This window comes from Kitasatospora cheerisanensis KCTC 2395, from assembly GCF_000696185.1.
GTDB classification, from domain to species: Bacteria; Actinomycetota; Actinomycetes; order Streptomycetales; family Streptomycetaceae; genus Kitasatospora; species Kitasatospora cheerisanensis.
The window spans coordinates 2,587,297-2,602,303 of record NZ_KK853997.1 but is presented as its reverse complement, the minus strand read 5'-3'; the positions used below and the strand labels follow the sequence as shown (position 1 = coordinate 2,602,303).

The window sequence follows — 15,007 nt, the reverse complement described above, 5'->3', positions numbered from 1 at the left end:
CCCGTGTGGACTACGGCCACAGCCTCGGCATGGATGCCGAGCCGAATACTGGAGGTTATTCCCGTGAGCGCGACCGCGGACCCCGCGGACAAGTCCAACCCGGCGCTTCGTCTGGGCTTCGAAGAGGGCCAGATCATTCAGGAGCTCGGGTACGACGAAGACAGTGACGACGAGCTCCGCGAGGGCGTCGAGGAGATCACTGGCACCGAACTCGTCGACGAGGACTACGACGACGTCGCCGACGGCGTCCTGCTGTGGCACCGCGACGAGGACGGGGATCTCACCGACGCCCTGGTCGACGCCCTGGAGTACCTGGCGGAGGGCGGCCTGATCTGGCTGCTCACCCCGAAGACCGGCCGTGACGGGCACGTCGAGGCGCACGAGATCGCCGACGCCGCGAAGACCGCCGGTCTGTCGCAGACCAGCTCGGTGGCGATCGCCAAGGACTGGGCGGGCACCCGCCTGGCCACCCCGAAGGCCTCGAAGACCGGCAAGCGCTGAGCTTCGGACCGCGAGCACCCGCGGGCCCCGGCGGAGAACACTCCGCCGGGGCCCGCGCGCGTGCCGCCGCCACCCTGTTCTCTGAGAGCTGAACGTGGCCTCGAACGGCCCCGGGCCTCACCCGAACGGCTGAACGGGGGCGGACGGATGGGAGGATTTCCCTGCCCGCACCACCCGTTCCGGCAGGAAGGTCCCCTCATGGCCATCGAGATCGGCGCCCAGGCCCCCGACTTCGAGCTGAAGAACCAGCACGGCGAGTCGGTGAAGCTGTCCGACTTCCGCGGCGAGAAGAACGTCGTCCTGGTCTTCTACCCGTTCGCCTTCACCGGCGTCTGCACCGGCGAGGTCTGCGAGATCCAGAAGGAGCTGCCGCGCCTGCAGAACGACGCGGTCCAGGTGCTCGCGGTGTCCGCCGACTCGCCGTTCTCGCTGCGGGTCTTCGGCGACCAGCAGGGCCTGGAGTACCCGCTGCTGTCCGACTTCTGGCCGCACGGCGAGGTCTCCCGCGCCTACGGCGTCTTCAACGAGGACAAGGGCTGCGCGGTCCGCGGCACCTTCGTGATCGACAAGGACGGCGTGGTCCGCTGGAGCGTCGTCAACGGCCTCCCGGACGCCCGCGACACCCAGGAGTACCTGGCCGCCCTCGGCGCGCTCTGACGGCCCCGGCCCGGCGCGCAGCGGATTTCCGCTGCGCGCCGGGCCGAGTCGCCGCCACCGGCCGGGAACCCCGCACTACGATCGGGCCGTTGACGGATCGGGAACCCGACTTCTTGGAGGACCACGTGGGTGTCAGCCTGAGCAAGGGCGGCAATGTCTCGCTCACCAAGGAGGCGCCCGGCCTGACCGCCGTGGTCGTCGGCCTCGGGTGGGACGTACGCACCACCACCGGCACGGACTTCGACCTGGACGCGAGCGCGCTGCTCTGCACCGAGCAGGGCCGGGTCCGTTCCGACGCCGACTTCATCTTCTTCAACAACCTGAAGAGCGCCGACGGTTCGGTCGAGCACACCGGCGACAACCTCACCGGCGAGGGCGAGGGCGACGACGAGCAGATCAAGGTCGACCTGGCCTCCGTCCCGGCCGACGTGGCCAAGATCGTCTTCCCGGTGTCGATCTACGACGCGGAGAACCGGCAGCAGAGCTTCGGCCAGGTCCGCAACGCCTTCATCCGGGTGCTGAACCAGGCCGGCGGCGCCGAGATCGCCCGCTACGACCTCTCCGAGGACGCCTCCACCGAGACCGCGATGGTCTTCGGCGAGCTGTACCGCAACGGCGCCGAGTGGAAGTTCCGCGCCATCGGCCAGGGCTACGCCTCCGGCCTGCGCGGCATCGCGCAGGACTTCGGCGTCAACGTCTGAGCCGTCGGCCGCCGGCGGCCGACGTCGCGCCACGTCCGAGCCGCCGTCACGCACGGTGCGGGCCGGGTCCGTTCGCGGGCCCGGCCCTCGGCGTTTTCCGGGCCGGGCCTTCCCGCGGGCCCGGCCCGCGGCGTTCGCGCGCGCTCCGGCGGTCCGGCGGCGCGACGGGCGGATTCCGGCCGGTCGCCGCCGGAGGGGGGACGGGGGCGCTTGATAGATTCGGCCGCGATCCGTCCACCGGCCGGGGGCGCGTGCGCGGGCGATTCGGGCCCGCGCGGCGGGGCCTGCGGACCGGGCGGAGCAAACGGAGTTCAGGAAGTTCAGTCGGGTGTGCAGCACTGGACGGCCGCCGGGGGGCGTAGATCTCTTGGGGTGCGTCCTTCGGACGTGCCCCGCCGGACCGGCCCTCCCGGGCGGTCCGACGGCGGACCACCGCTGCACACCCCGGGAGCCCCGGAGACGGGAGCTGGGAGGAAAGACCATGACCGTCACCCTCGCCAAGGGCGGAAACGTCTCGCTGACCAAGGCCGCGCCGGACCTGACGCAGGTTCGGATCGGTCTCGGCTGGGACGCGCGGTCCACCACCGGCGCGCCGTTCGACCTCGATGCCAGCGCGCTGCTGTGCGCGGCCGGCCGGGTCCTCGGCGACGAGTACTTCGTGTTCTACAACAACCTGCGCAGCCCCGAGGGCTCGGTCGAGCACCAGGGCGACAACCTCACCGGTGACGGCGACGGCGACGACGAGGTGGTCGAGGTCAACCTCGAGCTCGTGCCGGTGCAGATCGACAAGGTCGTCTTCGCCGTCTCCATCTACGACGCCGACGCCCGGCTGCAGAGCTTCGGGCAGGTCTCCAACGCCTACATCCGCGTGGTCAACGTGGCCGACGGCAGCGAGATCGCGCGCTACGACCTCACCGAGGACGCGTCCGGCGAGACCGCGATGATCTTCGGCGAGCTGTACCGCTACCAGGGCGAGTGGAAGTTCCGCGCCGTCGGCCAGGGCTACGCCTCCGGCCTGCGCGGCATCGCGCTCGACTTCGGCGTCAACGTTCAGTAAGCACCCCGGAATCGGTCAATTCCGGTAGTCAGAAAGGTAACTGACCCCGTGTTCCTCCGTACGTTCGGATGGTCCTTCGCCATCACGATCGCCGGCCTGATCGCCGCCGGCCTGATCTGGGGGGCCGAAGGATTCGGCGTCGTCCTGATCCTCTCGATCCTCGAGATCTCCCTGTCCTTCGACAACGCCGTCGTCAACGCCACCGTCCTCAAGCGGATGAACCCGTTCTGGCAGAAGATCTTCCTGACGGTCGGCGTGCTGATCGCGGTCTTCGGCATGCGGCTGGTCTTCCCGCTGCTGGTGGTGGCGCTGACGGCGCACCTCAACCCGTCGACCGTGGTCCAGCTGGCGCTGGACTCCAGCAAGACCCACGACGGCCACACCTACGCGCAGTACCTGGAGGCGGCCAACCCGGCGATCGCCGCGTTCGGTGGCATCTTCCTGCTGATGATCTTCCTCGACTTCATCCTGGAGGAGAAGGAGTTCAACTGGCTGCGCTGGCTGGAGAAGCCGCTGGAGAAGATCGGCCGGCTGGACGCCCTCTCCTCGGTCATCGCGCTGGTGGTGCTGGCCCTGTCGTCCCGGTTCTTCGCGGGTGACCGCGCCGAAACGGTCCTGCTCGCCGGTGTCTGCGGCCTCGCCACCTACCTCGCCGTCAACGGCCTGTCCGGGGTGTTCGAGTCCGGCCTGGAGGAGCAGGAGGAGGCCGAGCACGAGGCCGAGCGCAAGGGCAAGTCGATCGTCCAGGTCGGCGGCAAGGCGGCGTTCTTCCTGTTCCTCTACCTGGAGGTCCTGGACGCGTCGTTCTCCTTCGACGGCGTGGTCGGCGCGTTCGCCATCTCGCAGGACATCTTCCAGATCACCCTGGGCCTCGGCATCGGCGCGATGTACATCCGGTCGCTGACCGTCTTCCTGGTCCGCAAGGGCACCCTGGACGACTACGTGTACCTGGAGCACGGCGCGCACTACGCGATCGGCGCGCTGGCGCTGATCCTGCTCGCCTCGATCAAGTTCCACATCCCGGAGATCGTCACCGGCCTGATCGGCGTCGCCTTCATCGGCGCCGCGCTGGCCTCCTCGATGGTCCGCAACAAGCGCGAACAGGCGCTGGAGGGTGCGGCGACCGAGAGCTAGCCGGCTCCCGCGCCCCGCACGACGAGAGCCGCCCACCGGGAAGTCCCCGGTGGGCGGCTCTCGTCGTGGCGGGCGTCAGCCGAGCTGCTGCTCGATCGCGCGGAGCTTGCGCTCCAGCGAGTCCAGCTTCGGCATCGACAGGGTGTCCTCGTCCATCGTCAGGTCGATGCTGGACGAGTACGAGCTGCTGCTGCTCGTGCTGCTGGGGGTCGACTCGACGGCGGCGCGGGGGCGGCGGCCGGCGTTCAGGGCGGCGGGCTCCAGGGCGGACGGGCCGCTCGGGTCGAGGGCGGGTTCCTCGGCGGCTAGGGCAGGCTCCGTAGCGGACGACGGGGAGTCGCCCGCGGCGGCCAGCGCCGGCACCTGGCGGGCGTGCCGGGCCCGGGCCAGCACGCCGTTCTGCCGGGAGATCGCCTTCAGCTCGGCCCGCTCGCGGCGGTCGGCGCTGCGGGCGCGGACCTTGGCGTCCAGCTTCGCCTGGCGCTCCTCGCGGACCTCCTCGACGGCCTCGTCCAGGCTGCGGACGTTCTCCAGCAGCATCAGCGACCAGGCGGCGTAGGTCTCGCGGGGGGCGCGCAGCCAGCGGACCACGCGGATCTGCGGCAGCGGGCGCGGCACCAGGCCCTGCTCGCGCAGCGCGGCGCGGCGGGTCTGCTTCAGCGCGCGGTCGAACAGCACGGCCGCCGAGATCGACATGCCGGCGAAGAACTGCGGGGCGCCGTCGTGCGCACCGCCGCGCGGCGCGTGCACCCAGTTGAACCAGGCCGAGGCGATGGCGAACAGCCACACCAGCATGCGGGAGCCGAGCGCCGCGTCACCGTGGCTGGCCTCGCGGACGGCGAGCACCGAGCAGAACATGGCCGCGCCGTCCAGGCCGAACGGGACCAGGTACTCCCAGCCGCCGGACAGGTTCAGGTTCTGCTGGCCGAAGCCGACCAGGCCGTGGAACGACAGCGCGGCGGCGACACCGGCGCAGCAGAACAGCAGGACGTACGAGGCACCGCCGTAGACGGCCTCCTTGCGGCGGCGGCGCTCCTCGCTGCGCTCCCAGGAGTCGCCGGACTCTTCGGGCTTGTTGTTCTTGAAGCGCAGGAAGGCCACCAGGATGGCGGTGAACAGCAGGGCTGCACCGCCGACCACGGCCCAGACCAACTGTATGGAGGAGAGGTTCATCGCGGGGAGGGCCTCGGCTTTCCGCAGGGCAGGGGGAAGTTGGAGGTGACGTGACGCACGGGACAACGCACGGGACACCTGTGCGGAGAGACGATATCGCGTCCGGGGGGCAGGCATCGTACGGGAGTGACGAACCCTCTGCCAGCGGGCCACACCGGCGGGTTGACGTTGACTCAGGGGCCCGCGGATGGGTATGGAGAGGTCGAGAACAGTACCGGTGCTGGGGGAGGACACGATGGTTTCGGTGTGGGAGTTCCTGAAAGGGGACCGCAGCAACAGCTTCGACACCGGCGGGCAGTTCAAGATCACGCTGACCAAGTCCCAGCCGCAGCACGCCATCACGGGCTCCGCCGCGACCACCGGCTACCTGTACATCAACCTGCACTGGTCGACCCGGGGCGCCGAACGGCCCACCGCGGCCGGGGCGCTGCGCCGGTTCTTCGACCCGCGGATCCTGCGGCCGCTGGCGCCCGCCACCGCCGGCGACGCCCCGGTCGGCGTCGACCTCGACCTGGCCTGCCTGTACGAACTCGCCGACGGCACCCGGGGCGTGGTGCAGCCGCTGGGCCGGCTGTTCGGGGACCTGAACAAGCCGCCGTACATCAAGCTCTCCGGTGACGACGTGTCAGGCGCGCCCTCCGGCGAGACGATGCACATCAACCTGGAGAAGAAGGACCAGTTCAAGCGGCTGCTGGTGTTCGTCTACATCTACGACGACACCCCGGCGTTCGACCGCACCCAGGCGGTGGTCACCATCGTCCCGCAGAGCGGCCCGCGGATCGAGATCAAGCTGGACGAGCGGGCCGCCGCGGCCCGCTCGTGCGCCGTGGTGCTGATCGAGAACGACGGCGAGGGCAAGCTGACCATCCGCCGCGAAGTGCGGTACGTGCACGGCTTCCAGTCCGACCTGGACCGGCTCTACGGCTTCGGCATGCAGTGGGAGCGCGGCTACAAGACGCCCTCGGAGCCGGCCGGCCAGTGACGGCCGGCCCGGCTCAGCGCGGCTGGAACTGCGGGCCCTGCGGCGGCAGCGCGAACGGCACGCCCGGCTGCTGGGGCTGCGGCGGCGCCGGCTGCTGCGGCAACGGCTGCGGCTGGGCCGGGGGTTGCTGCGGATACCCGTAGCCCGCGGCCTGCGGCTGCGGGTAGCCGTACCCGCCCGGGGCCGGCTGGGGCGGCGGGTAGCCGTAACCCTGCGGCTGGGGCTGCGGCGGCGGGTAGCCGTACCCGGCGGCCGGCGGGGCCGCCTGCGCGGTGTGGTGCACGGTCGGCGGCAGCGCGGGCGGCGGCGGGGAGCGATCGGCGCGGGCGGCGCGGCGGCCGGCTCCGCGGGCGCGGCGGCGACGGGCGCGGGGGCCGCGGCGGGCCGGGCCGGGGCGAGCGTCCAGTCGTCCTCGTCCGCCGGGAGCGGCGCGGGCGGGCGGCGGCCGGCGCGGCGGCGGGCGCCGGACCGGGCAGCCGCGGATCGGCGGCCAGCGGGGCGCCGCCGTCGCCGGCGGAGTCCTCCACGGTGATGCCGAAGTCGGTGGCCAGCGCGATCAGCCCGTCCACGTACCCCTGGCCGACGGCGCGGAACTTCCAGCCGCCCGCGCGCCGGTACAGCTCGGCCGCGACCAGCGCCGTCACCTGCTCGTGCTCGTCCACGGCGAACTCGGCCAGTGCCGGCGTCCCTTCGGGCGCGCCGGCGTCGAACAGCAGCACCCGCAGGCCGGGCACCGCCGGGAACGCGCCGCCCTCGGCGGAGCCGGCCAGCACCACCCGGTCCACCCCGACCGACAGCTTCGCCAGGTCGATCTCCACCGCGTCCCAGATCCAGCCGTCCGCGGCCTGCTTGGGCAGGTGGCGGACCAGGCCGGACGGGTGCCGGGGCTGGTTGTAGAACACGAAGTCCGAGTCGTCGCGCACCCTGCCGTCGCCGGCCAGCAGCAGGGCCGAGGCGTCCACGTCCGGGATGCCCGGGGTGTCCGTCCAACGCAGGACGGCACGGACGGCGTTGGCCGTCAGCGGGATATTGGCGCCCTTCGCCATCACGTGCGTCATAACGCACCATCCTGCCGCCTGCCGGGGGCCCGGGACAACGCGGGGCGCGGCATCGGCGAGCCCCGCGGCGGGACGGGAGGCCGCCCGCGGCGCCGCGGGAGGGTGCCGGCGGCGGCAGCGGATGACGGCGCCGACAAGCTTGCGAGAATTCGATGTTTCGAACGGCCCTGCCGGCCTCGTCCGGTCGTACGATGGGCGGCCGGCGGCCCGCTGCCCCCGCACCCCACCGCGGCGACCGCGCACCGGCGAACTATCCGGCCGCGCCAACCGTCCATGTGTCGAGGCGTCAGCCGTTCCAGGCCCCCGAACGGGGCCCCGACAGACCACAGCGGGAGAGCACTTTGCGCCACTTCGGGCATCTCGCGGACGACGTCCGCAGCCGGCTCTTTCACGAGCAGCCCGCCGCCTTCGACCGGGACAGCCCGGCGGACGTCCTGGCCACCGCGCTCGGCGCCACGCTCTACAGCCCCGCGACCCGCCCCACCCTGGCCGGCGACATCCGCAAGCAGGCCGCCCGCGGCGTCGTCTCCATGGTGCTGTGCCTGGAGGACGCGATCGCCGACCACGAGGTCACCGACGCCGAGCACAACCTGGTCGCCCAACTCGCCGGACTCGCCGCGGACTCCGCCGACGGCCCGGACCTGCCGCTGCTGTTCGTCCGGGTCCGGGCCGCCGAGCAGATCACCGACCTGGCCCGGCGGCTCGGCCCCGCGCTGCGGCTGCTCAGCGGCTTCGTGGTGCCCAAGTTCACCGAGGACAGCGGCCAGCCCTTCCTGGAGGCGCTGGCCGAGGCCGAAGAGGCGGGCGGGCAGCGGCTGTTCGTCATGCCGGTGCTGGAATCGCCCGAACTCGCCCACCTGGAGAGCCGCCGCGAGCAGCTCTTCGGCATCGCCCGCCTGCTCGACAAGCACCGCGCACGGGTCCTCGCCGTCCGGCTCGGCGTCACCGACCTGTGCTCCGCGTACGGGCTGCGCCGCTCGCCCGACCTGACCGCGTACGACGTGGCGCTGGTCGCGCAGGTGATCGGCGACGTGGTCAACGTGCTGGGCCGCGCCGACGGCACCGGGTTCACCGTCACCGGGCCGGTCTGGGAGTACTTCCCGCTCCAGGAGCGGATGTTCAAGCCGCAGCTGCGCCGCACCCCGTTCGCCGAGGCCACCCCGCCCGCCGACCGGGTCCGGCAGCGGCTGATCGAGCACGACCTGGACGGGCTGATCCGCGAGATCGAACTCGACCGCGCCAACGGCCTGCTCGGCAAGACCTGCATCCACCCCAGCCACGTCGCCGCCGTGCACGCGCTGTCCGTGGTCACCCACGAGGAGCTGTGCGACGCCCGCGACATCCTCCAGCAGCACCGCGGCGGCGGCGGGGTCAGCCGCTCCGCGTACACCAACAAGATGAACGAGGCCAAGCCGCACCGGGCCTGGGCCGAGCGGGTGCTGCTGCGCGCCGAGGTGTTCGGCGTCGCCCGCGCCGAGGTGTCCTTCGCCGAACTGCTCTCCGCCTGCGTCGCCTGACGGGGCGTCAGCCCCCGTCGGCCGATCGGACGACCCTCGCCTCCACCGGGCGGCGGGCCGACCCGCACCGAACGGCGCGCGGAACCTCGCCGAACGGTGCGGGAGACCTCGCCGGACGGCCGATCCGCGGGCCCCGGCCCGCCCCGTACGCTCGAACCCGGACGCGCACCCGTGCGTCCTACCAGGCACCACCAGCACCATCCGCACCACGCACACCACCCGCGCCGCCCGTCGTCGTGATGAGAGGAGCCCCGATGACCGCCGACACCACCGCCCCCGGGCCGGTCGGGGCCGAGCCCTGGACCGGCCAGTGGGTCACCGACCGCCTCGGCCTGCGCCTGAGCGGCGGGCCCGAGCTCACCGCGCTGATCGGCCTCGCGCTGCGCGTCAACCCCAAGCGCGCCCACCTGCTGGTCTCCCAGGTGCTGGGCAAGCACGTCCCGCAGCGGCCCGAGGTGGTGCACGGCGCCGGCCTCGAACTCGGCCGCCGGGTCGCCGAACTGCTCGGCCCCGCCGACACCGCGCGCGCCGTGGTCCTCGGCTACGCGGAGACCGCCACCGCCCTCGGCCACAGCGTCGCCGACGGCCTCGACGCGCCCTACCTGCACTCCACCCGCCGCCCCGTGCCCGGCCTCGCCCCGCTCGGCGGCTTCGAGGAGGAGCACTCGCACGCCACCAGCCACCTGCTGCTCCCCGAGGACCCGGCCCTGCTCGCCGGCGACGGCCCCCTGGTGCTGGTCGACGACGAGTTCTCCACCGGCACCACCGTCCTCAACACCGTCCGCGCCCTGCACGCCGCCCACCCCCGCGAGCGGTACGTGGTGGTCGCCCTGGTCGACCTGCGCACCCCCGCCGACCGCGCCCGCCTGCACGAGGCCGCGGCCGAACTCGGCGCCCGCGTCGACCTGGTGGCCACCGCCGGCGGCGGCGTCCACCTCCCGGAGGACGTGCTGGACCGCGCCCGCGCCCTCATCGACGCCGCCCCCGACCAGCCCCGACCCGCCGGCCCGCAGGGCGAACTGACGCGGCTGCGGCTGCCCTGGCCCGAGGGCCTGCCCGACGGCGGCCGGCACGGCTTCACGCCCGCCCACCGCCGCCGCCTCGACGAGGCGCTCCCGGCCCTCGGCGCCGCCCTCGCCGCCGCCGTCGGCCCCGAACCCCGCCGCGTCCTGGTGCTCGGCTGCGAGGAGCTGATGTACGCCCCGCTGCGGCTCGCCGAGGCGCTGCAACGCCGACTGCCGGATGCCGAGGTGCGGTTCTCCACCACCACCCGCTCCCCGGTGTTCGCCCACGACCACCCCGGCTACGCGATCCGCACCCGGCTCGCCTTCACCGCCCACGACGACCCGGCCGGCGACGACTCCACCGAGCGCTACGCCTACAACGTCGCCCCCGGCAGCGACCCGGCCCGCCGCTTCGACACCGTCGTCCTGGTCGTCGACGACCCCGCCGACACCCCCGCCCTGCACCACGGCCCCGACGCCCTGCTGCCCCGCCTGCGCACCACCACCGACCACGTGGTGCTCGCCGTTCTCCCGTCGTACCGCCCCGCGCCACCCGCCTGACGCCCCGCCGACCACCCGCTGACCGAGCATCACCCCTGCGCACCCCACCGAAGGCCCGGCATGACCCCACACACCGCCCGTCCCCGCCCACCGCCCGCCCGCTGCACGGGCCGGCCTTCTCCAGCTACCCGGCCGCGGACGTCACCTGGCTGCTCAAGGACCTCTCCGACGTCCACCTCGAAGCGCCCACCGAGGAACGCGAGGAGGCCGTGCAGTCCGGCGGCGCCCACTACGCCGAATCGCTGCCCGTCGAGTACCAGCCCAGCGCCGAGTACCAGCAGCTGTTCCACACCGCGCTGGACGCCTCCGCGACCCGCCTCGCCACCGCCGTCGGCGCCGTCGCCGAGACGCTGCTGCGCGAACGCGGACCGCACCTGGTGCTCGCCTCGCTGGCCCGGGCCGGCACGCCCGTCGGCGTGCTGATCCGCCGCTGGCTGGCCCACGCCCACGGCCTCGACGTGCCGCACTACACCGTCTCCATCGTCCGCGGCCGCGGCATCGACCGGGTCGCCCTGCAGCACCTCGCCGCCCACCACCGCCCCGCCGACGTCGTCTTCGTCGACGGCTGGACGGGCAAGGGCGCCATCACCCGCGAACTCGACCAGGCACTCGCCGGCACCGGCTTCGACCCCGGCCTCGCCGTCCTCGCCGACCCCGGCAGCTGCGTGCGCACCTACGGCACCCGCGACGACTTCCTGATCCCGTCCGCCTGCCTCAACTCCACCGTCTCCGGCCTGATCTCCCGCACCGTGCTGCGCGCCGACCTGACCGGGCCCGGCGAGTTCCACGGCGCCAAGTACTACCGGCAGCTGGCCGGCGCCGACGTCTCCGCCCAGTTCGTCGACACCGTCGCCGCCGCGTTCCCCGCCGTCGCCGACGCCGTCGCCGCCGAGAGCGCCCGCCTCGCCACCGCCGACCGCACCCCCACCTGGGAGGGCTGGGCGGCCGTCGAACGCATCAGCGCCGAGTACGGCATCGACAGCGTCAACCTGGTCAAGCCCGGCGTCGGCGAGACCACCCGGGTCCTGCTGCGCCGCGTCCCCTGGCGGATCCTCGCCCGCCGCGGCACCGGCGCCGACCTCGACCACGTCCGGCTGCTCGCCGCCCAGCGCGGCGTCCCCGTCGAAGAGGTCGACGAACTGCCCTACAGCTGCGTCGGCCTGATCCACCCGCGCTACACCCGTGGCGCCACCGGTGCGGACGGCACCGCCGTCCACACCTGACCCTGCCCCCGACCGAAGGAGACCCCGCCCGTGCCGCAGTTCCTGGTCGCCAGCGACCTCGACCGCACCCTCGTCTACTCCAACCGCGCGCTCGCCCTGGACGTGCCCGACCGGCTCGCCCCGCGACTGCTCTCGGTGGAGGTGCACGACGGCAAGGCGCTCTCCTTCATGACCGAGAAGGCCGCCGAACTGCTCGCCGAACTCGCCGAGCAGGTCCCGGTGGTCCCGATCACCACCCGCACCCGCACCCAGTACGAGCGGATCAACCTGCCCGGCCCCACCCCCGGCTGGCTCCCCCCGTACGCGGTCTGCTCCAACGGCGGCCACCTGCTGGTCGACGGCGTGCCCGACACCGACTGGCAGCGCGAGGTCCGCACCCGGCTGGACGCCGCCAGCGCCCCCCTGCCGGAGGTGGTCGAACACCTCGCCATCGCCGCCGACCCGGAGTGGACGCACAAGCGGCGGGTCGCCGACGACCTGTTCGCCTACCTGGTGGTCGAACGCGCCGAGCTCCCCGCCGGCTGGATCGACGACCTCACCGCCTGGTGCGCCGACCGCGGCTGGACGGTCTCCCTCCAGGGCCGCAAGGTCTACGCGGTGCCCGCGCCGCTGTCCAAGAGCGCCGCGCTCGCCGAGGTCCGCCGCCGCACCGGCGCGCAGACGGTCCTCGCCGCCGGCGACTCCCTGCTCGACGCGGAACTCCTGCTCACCGCCGACCACGGCTGGCGCCCCGGCCACGGCGAACTCGCCGAGACCGGGTGGGCCGCCGACGGCGTCACCGCGCTCACCGAGATCGGCGTCGCGGCCGGCGAGGAGATCGTCCGGCAGATGCTCGCCCGGGTCCGGGCCGGCGCGGTGACGGCCGCCGTCGGCTGACGCACCGTCACTTCCGGCGCGCCGTCACTTTCCGGTGCACCGTTGCTTCGGACGTGCCGTCACCCCGCGGCCGGTCAGCCGCAGCAGCCGCCCCGCAGCAGCCGCCCCCGCCGCCGCTCGGCGCGGGGGCGGCCGCGCCCGCCGCGCCGGTGACGGCGACGGTCGACAGCAGCTTCACCGTGTCGGGGTGGCCCTGCGGGCAGACGGCAGGATCGTTGGCCCGGGCCATCGGGCGGCTCAGTTCGAACGTGGCGCCGCAGGAGCGGCAGCGGAAGTCGTAGCGAGGCATGGTCAGCAGGGTACCGAGGGCGCGCCGCGAACCGGCAGCTCCCTCGGCGTCCCGGCCGCCGGCCGCCGTCCCCGCTTCCGGCCGTCGTCCGCTCAGTGGCCCCGGATCATCGTGACCACCTCGGCCGCGGTCTCCCGCACCGCCGCCAACTCGGTCAGGAACTGCCAGTAGTCGGGGTGCCGACCGGCCTGCTCCAGCGAGGCGACCGCCCGGTCCAGGCGGCCCACCGCCGCGTCCAGCGGACCGGCGTGCCGCGGATCCGGCGCCTGCCGGCCCGCCATCGCCAGCCGCTGCGCGTCGCGCAGCGCGAACCGGGCCCGCTCGATCTCCCGCTGCGGGTCGTGCTGCACCTCGTTCAACTGCCGCAACCGCTCGTTGACCGCCGTCACCGAGCCCTCCGCGGTGTCCAGCAGCGCCCGCACCGTGCCGATCGCCGCCGTGGCGTCCGCCCAGCGCTGGTCGCCCCGGGCCTGCACCGCGTCCGTCAGCCGCGACCGGGCGGTCCGCACCGCGTCCGCGGTCTGCGCGGACACGTGCTGAAGGTCCTGCCAGCAGGCCGCCGAGAACCGCCGCCGCAGCTCGCTCAGCGCGGGCTCCACCGTGCCCGCCCGGTTCTCCAGCGCGTCGATCCGGGTCCGCAGCGTGCCCACCCGGCGGTCGATCTCACCGGCCCGCTCCGGCAGGCCCGCCGCCTCCGCCCGGACCGCCTCGGCCCGCCGCACCACGTCCTCCGCACGCTGGAGGGTGGCCGGCACGCCGTGCTGCGACACCCCCTGGTTCAGCCTGGTCAGCTCCGGCGACAGCTCCGCCAGCCGGGCCGCCAGGTCGTCCGCCCGCAGCCCCGCGCCGCGGGCCTGCTCCAGCGCGGTGTGCGCAGCCAGCAGCGCCTGCTTGGCCCGCTCCACGGCCGGCGTCACCCGGATCAGCTGTGCCTCGGCGTGCTCCACCAGCGGCTGCAGCCGCCCCACGAAGGTGCCCAGCTCGGTGCGCTTGGCGTCCAGCTCGCGCTTCGCCTGCTCCAACTGCTGCTTCGCGCGGGACGCCGCCGACGGGTCCAGCTCGGCCGCCTCCAGGTCGACCGCGTCCAGCGCGCCCAGGTAGGCCACCGTCACCTGGTCGATCCGGGCCACCAGGTCCGCGTACTCCTGCTCCACCCGGCGGGCGGTGGCCGGCTCGCCCGCCGACTTCACCGTCTCCACGGCGAGCAGGGCGTCCCGCTGCGCCGAGTCCAGCTCGTAGAACGACTCCTGGGCCGCCTCCCGGGCCGCCCTGGCGTCCGCGCGCGCGCCGTCCCGGCGGCCGCCGCCCACCAGCCGCCCGACCCCCGCCACCGCCGCCGGCCACCCTCACCACGCGCTCCCTGCTCCGTTCCGTCCAGCCACGCCACTCGCCATTCTTGCCGATCACCCGCCCCGCCCGGCACCCCCCGGGACACCCCCTTCCGCAGGGGGCGGCGAACCACACCCGGGACCAGGTAGTCTGTCCACTCGTCGTGCGACCGGCCCCGCCGGTCCACCTCGGCGGGGGCGCATAGCTCAGCGGTAGAGCGCCGCCCTTACAAGGCGGATGTCGGCGGTTCGAAACCGTCTGCGCCCACAGTGCGTGACCAGTGCAGGAGCCCCGGGCCGGGATCGGTTCGGGGCTTCCGGCGTTTCCGGGCCGGCGGGATTGCGGGGACGGGCGGTGGGCCGGTTGCATGGCGGGATGGAGAGCGGTGGGGCCGGGCGGCCGGTGGTGTACCTGTTCGGGTCGGGCGCGGGGGCGGTGTTCGGGCTGCCGGGGGCGGTCCGGGACGCACGGGGGCGGGGGTGGGAGGTGGCGGTCGGGCTGACGCCGGCGGCGCGGGGGTGGCTGGAGGCGCAGCTGCCGGAGCTGGAGGAGCTGACCGGGTACCCGGTGAAGTCGGCGTACCGGTGGCCGGGCCGGCCGGACGTGCTGCCGCCGCCGGACGCGGTGCTGTTCGCCCCGGCCACCTTCAACTCCTTCAACAGCCTGGCCCTCGGCCTCACCACCTCCTGGGTGGTCGGCTACGCGGCCGAGGCGCTCGGCAAGGGCGTCCCGGTGCTCGTCATGCCGTGCGTCAACACGGCGCTCGCCGCCCACCCGCAGTTCGCCCGCAGCGCGGCCACCCTGCGCGAGGCCGGCGTCCACGTCCTGCTCGGCGAGGACGGCTTCGTCCCGAACGAGCCCGGCACCGGCGACGCCCTCCCGTACCCGTGGGACGCGGCGCTGCGCGCGGTGGAGCGGGTACTCGGCGGGCAGGACCGGTAGCGC

Annotated in this window: 12 protein-coding genes, 1 tRNA gene and 2 pseudogenes; 11 read left to right on the top strand and 4 right to left on the bottom strand. The window is 73.9% G+C overall.

Features of this window, described 5'->3' with window-relative positions:
* The first annotated feature begins 63 nt into the window (after positions 1–63).
* From KCH_RS11625 to KCH_RS11605, 5 genes are all read left to right on the top strand, one after another.
* Positions 64–501: a DUF3052 domain-containing protein gene (locus KCH_RS11625; RefSeq protein WP_035862329.1), complete on the top strand. Its 438-nt coding sequence runs from the start codon at positions 64–66 to the stop codon at positions 499–501.
* Between the two features lie 198 nt (positions 502–699).
* Positions 700–1,158: a peroxiredoxin gene (locus KCH_RS11620; protein WP_035862326.1), complete on the top strand. Its 459-nt coding sequence runs from the start codon at positions 700–702 to the stop codon at positions 1,156–1,158.
* 125 nt (positions 1,159–1,283) lie between these two features.
* Positions 1,284–1,859 carry a TerD family protein gene (locus tag KCH_RS11615; protein WP_035871597.1) on the top strand — a complete coding sequence of 192 codons (576 nt, stop codon included), beginning with the start codon at positions 1,284–1,286 and terminating at the stop codon, positions 1,857–1,859.
* 481 nt (positions 1,860–2,340) lie between these two features.
* Complete coding sequence (locus KCH_RS11610) at positions 2,341–2,916, top strand: TerD family protein (RefSeq protein WP_035862313.1); 576 nt, start codon at positions 2,341–2,343, stop codon at positions 2,914–2,916.
* Positions 2,917–2,964: 48 nt separating this feature from the next.
* On the top strand, positions 2,965–4,050 hold the full coding sequence (locus KCH_RS11605) for a DUF475 domain-containing protein (RefSeq protein ID WP_035862311.1): 1,086 nt from the start codon (positions 2,965–2,967) through the stop codon (positions 4,048–4,050).
* A gap of 75 nt (positions 4,051–4,125) precedes the next feature.
* Here the strand turns inward: KCH_RS11605 and KCH_RS11600 are convergent, their stop codons facing one another.
* Positions 4,126–5,223, bottom strand: a complete 1,098-nt coding sequence (locus tag KCH_RS11600; protein WP_035862308.1) for a DUF2637 domain-containing protein — start codon at positions 5,221–5,223, stop codon at positions 4,126–4,128.
* A 235-nt stretch (positions 5,224–5,458) separates the two neighbouring features.
* Here KCH_RS11600 and KCH_RS11595 point away from each other — a divergent pair, with 235 nt between their 5' ends.
* A complete protein-coding gene (locus KCH_RS11595; RefSeq protein ID WP_035871595.1) occupies positions 5,459–6,205 on the top strand; it encodes a TerD family protein in 747 nt (248 codons plus the stop codon).
* On the opposite strand, the gene KCH_RS37155 is transcribed toward KCH_RS11595, so the two are convergent.
* Entirely contained in the window at positions 6,172–7,263 is a 1,092-nt protein-coding gene (locus KCH_RS37155) for a TerD family protein (protein WP_051652978.1), read from the bottom strand. The two genes, KCH_RS11595 and KCH_RS37155, sit on opposite strands and share 34 nt — an antisense overlap.
* Before the next feature lie 341 nt (positions 7,264–7,604).
* Between KCH_RS37155 and KCH_RS11585 the strand changes: the two genes are divergently transcribed.
* The 3 genes and pseudogenes from KCH_RS11585 (at position 7,605) to KCH_RS11575 (ending at position 12,444) form a co-directional block, all read left to right on the top strand.
* On the top strand, positions 7,605–8,780 hold the full coding sequence (locus tag KCH_RS11585) for an HpcH/HpaI aldolase/citrate lyase family protein (protein WP_035862305.1): 1,176 nt from the start codon (positions 7,605–7,607) through the stop codon (positions 8,778–8,780).
* Positions 8,781–9,019: 239 nt separating this feature from the next.
* Positions 9,020–11,568, top strand: a pseudogene (locus KCH_RS43295) (phosphoribosyltransferase).
* A 30-nt stretch (positions 11,569–11,598) separates the two neighbouring features.
* Positions 11,599–12,444, top strand: coding sequence for a haloacid dehalogenase (locus tag KCH_RS11575; protein WP_035862302.1), 846 nt, complete (start codon positions 11,599–11,601; stop codon positions 12,442–12,444).
* Positions 12,445–12,518: 74 nt separating this feature from the next.
* On the opposite strand, the pseudogene KCH_RS39460 reads toward KCH_RS11575, so the two are convergent.
* Both KCH_RS39460 and KCH_RS11570 read right to left on the bottom strand, forming a co-directional pair.
* Positions 12,519–12,733: pseudogene (locus KCH_RS39460) on the bottom strand (FmdB family zinc ribbon protein).
* A 92-nt stretch (positions 12,734–12,825) separates the two neighbouring features.
* Positions 12,826–14,064 carry a coiled-coil domain-containing protein gene (locus KCH_RS11570; RefSeq protein WP_035862298.1) on the bottom strand — a complete coding sequence of 413 codons (1,239 nt, stop codon included), beginning with the start codon at positions 14,062–14,064 and terminating at the stop codon, positions 12,826–12,828.
* Positions 14,065–14,257: 193 nt separating this feature from the next.
* On the opposite strand from KCH_RS11570, the gene KCH_RS11565 reads away from it, so the two are divergent.
* Both KCH_RS11565 and KCH_RS11560 read left to right on the top strand, forming a co-directional pair.
* A tRNA-Val gene (locus KCH_RS11565) sits at positions 14,258–14,329 on the top strand.
* 108 nt (positions 14,330–14,437) lie between these two features.
* On the top strand, positions 14,438–15,004 hold the full coding sequence (locus KCH_RS11560) for a flavoprotein (protein ID WP_035862295.1): 567 nt from the start codon (positions 14,438–14,440) through the stop codon (positions 15,002–15,004).
* Positions 15,005–15,007: the final 3 nt, after the last annotated feature.